This is a genomic window from Burkholderia sp. Ac-20392 (assembly GCF_017104585.1).
Lineage (GTDB): Bacteria > Pseudomonadota > Gammaproteobacteria > Burkholderiales > Burkholderiaceae > Burkholderia > Burkholderia lata.
In genome coordinates this window covers 1-2559 of sequence record NZ_JAAGPB010000814.1, presented here as the reverse complement: position 1 = coordinate 2559, position 2559 = coordinate 1, and the positions used below count along the sequence as shown (strand labels likewise).

The following is a 2559-nucleotide window of genomic DNA, read 5'->3' as shown; positions in this document are numbered from 1 at the left end:
TGCGATCTCGGCCTCGTCGTTGGCCACGGCCGCGCGGGCGGCTTCCACGTCGGCCTGCGCGCTCGTCAATGCGGCGCGAAAGTCGCGGTCGTCGATGCGCAGCAGCAGCTGGCCGGCCCGCACGTGCTGGTTGTCGTCGACGAGGACTTCGACGAGCGGCCCGGCGACGCGCGGTGCGACGAGGGTGAAGTCGGCCGCGACGTACGCGTCGTCGGTCGTTTCGGTATGCGAATCGATGAAGCGGTGCGTGCCGGCGCAGGCCGCGACGCCGACGGCGATCACGAGCGCGGCGGCGGCAAGCGCCTTGTGCTTGGGGGAGATGGCGGATGACATGGCGATCGTCTCTCAGTGCGAGGAAGGAGGTTGCGGGGCCCACGGCGGTGCGATTCGCACCGGCAGCAGCGGCACGAGCAGCAGCAGGACGGCGGCGACACAGGCGGCCAGCCGGTACAGGTCGGCCGAGGCCAGCACCAGCGCCTGCTCGTGCAGCCGGTGCGCGAGCGGGGCGAGGCCGGTTGCGTTGTCGAGCACGGCCCCGGTGCTCAATTGCGCCCGGTTGCCGAGCTGGTCCACCAGCCGGTTCGAATGCAGGTGTTCGCGGGCCGTGCCCAGCGTCTCGAGCAGGCCGGTGGCCAGCGCTGCCGAAAAGGTTTTCAGGGAATTGAACATGGCCGACGCGAACGGCCCTTCGGCGGGCGGCAGGCCGGTGGTGACGCCCATCAGGATCGGCAGGATCAGCATCGGTTGCGCGACGATCTGGAGCGACTGGAGCCAGTAGAAGTCGTCGCGGATCCACTCGGCCGTGATCCGGCTGCCGGCGATGCAGGTAAGCGCCATCAGCAGGCAGCCGGTGGCCAGCACCCAGCGCGAATCGACCCACCGCAGGTTCAGGAGCGCAGCCGTCAGCGGCAGGCTGAGCAGCAGCGGCACGGCGACCAGCAGCGACAGCGGCGCGGTCTGCAGCGGCCGGTAGCCGTGCACGCCGGCAAGATGGTGGCCCGGTATCGCGGCCACCGCAGTCAGCAGCATCACCGCGCCGGCCAGCGTGAGCAGCCCGTGCGTGAAGTTGCGGCGCGCCAGCAGTTGCAACCGGAAGAACGGCAGCGGATGAAACCATTCGTTGACGAGAAAGGCGACGAGCAGGGTCAGGCCGCCGGCCACCAGTGCACGAATGGCCGCCGACTCGAACCAGTCGAGGCGGTCGCCCTGCAGCAACGCAACGACGAGCATCGCCACGGCCGGGAAACCGGTCAGGAATCCGGACCAGTTGAAGGCGCGCAGACGTTCGGGCTTCGTCGTGTCGGCGGGCAGGCCGTAGGCGATTGCCGCGCAGCAAGCGATGCCGAGCGGCACGATTTGCCAGAACGCCAGGCGCCAGTCGGCGAATTCGGTCCACAGCGCCGCGAGCGGCGTGCCGAGCGCAGGCCCGAAGGTCGCCGTCATCGCATACCCAGCGAGCCCGTACAGCTTCGCTTTCGGCGGCAGGTAGCGCAGCGCCGCGATGATCAGCATCGGCGGCAGGCAGCCGCCCGCGATGCCCTGCAGCACGCGCAGCACGGTCAGTGCGGCGAAGCCCGGCGCGAACGGGCACAGCACGCCGAGCATCAGCGTCGCCAGCACGGCACCGATCGTGAAGCGTTTCAGCGTGAAGGTGACGCCGAACCACGGCGCGAACACCATGGTCGCGACGTTGGCCGCCTCGAACAGCGCGGTCAGCCAGGTGCCGTCGTCATGGCCGATCGAGAAGGCGCCGAGAATGTCGGCCATCGCGGCGGCGGTGACCTGTTCGTTGAGGATGGCCAGCAAGGACGCGAGCAGCATGCCGACGAGGCCGGTTGCGAGGCGTGGCGTCAGGATGGACGGCGCCTTGGCGCCGGCCTGCGGCGCAGGCGTCGTGGCGATGACCGGCAAGGAAACGGTATTCATGATGTCGAGTGTTTCGAATGGGTTCGGATTGCGCGGGGTCTGGCGGGCGGCGATCACGAAATCGCCACCGTGAAAGCACGATACATCCTTCCGGATTTGCCGATAATTGGTCTGATTCGGGAATCATCATCTCGAAATTCGGGAGGGGATGCGCGTAAAAAAACGCCGACGGATTCCCGTACGGCGTGCGTGTCTGGCGATGGGAAAACGGGCAACGGCATATGGGCTCGTTCGCGGCGAACCCGAGGCCCGGTGTGGCGGGTCAGAGTTCGCTGTCGATGCGCGCGATGAAGGCGGCGATGGCGGTTTCGTTGCGGGCGACGAACCGCCACTGACCGACCTGCGTCGCGACAAGCAGGCCGGCCGCGCACAGCAGCGCGATGTGGGCCGATACCGTCGATTGCGACAACCCGCTGCGTGCCACGATCGACGACAGCGGTACGCCGTGTTGCGAGCGCAGGCGCGGGGCGTCCGCCAGCGACGTATCGGGCGCCTTCAGCCAGCGCAGCACATTCCGCCGAAACGGATGCGCCAGCGCCTTGTGAGCGAGGTCGACGTCGATCATGACGCGCGCCGGCTCAGCGCCGTTCCCCGCCGCGATGCACGAGCGCGGCTGCGAGCCCGGCCGCGACA

The 2559-nt window shown here is 68.7% G+C and carries 3 protein-coding genes; all 3 read right to left on the bottom strand.

Features of this window, described 5'->3' with window-relative positions; genetic code table 11:
- Positions 1 to 333 (bottom strand): biotin/lipoyl-binding protein (locus G3N99_RS38560; protein ID WP_206125012.1); only part of this gene is annotated, 333 nt, incomplete at its 3' end.
- 12 nt (positions 334 to 345) lie between these two features.
- Positions 346 to 1926 (bottom strand): MFS transporter, encoded by a 1581-nt coding sequence (locus G3N99_RS38555; RefSeq protein ID WP_206125011.1) that lies wholly within the window; start codon positions 1924 to 1926, stop codon positions 346 to 348.
- Between the two features lie 262 nt (positions 1927 to 2188).
- The coding region (locus G3N99_RS38550) for a hypothetical protein (RefSeq protein WP_346778519.1) at positions 2189 to 2559 on the bottom strand (371 nt) is incomplete at its 5' end.

What these genes read in the sequence shown, in the direction of transcription:
- G3N99_RS38555 (WP_206125011.1), bottom strand. Translation starts at nt 1,926, where the DNA reads ATGAATACCGTTTCCTTGCCGGTCATCGCCACGACGCCTGCGCCGCAG.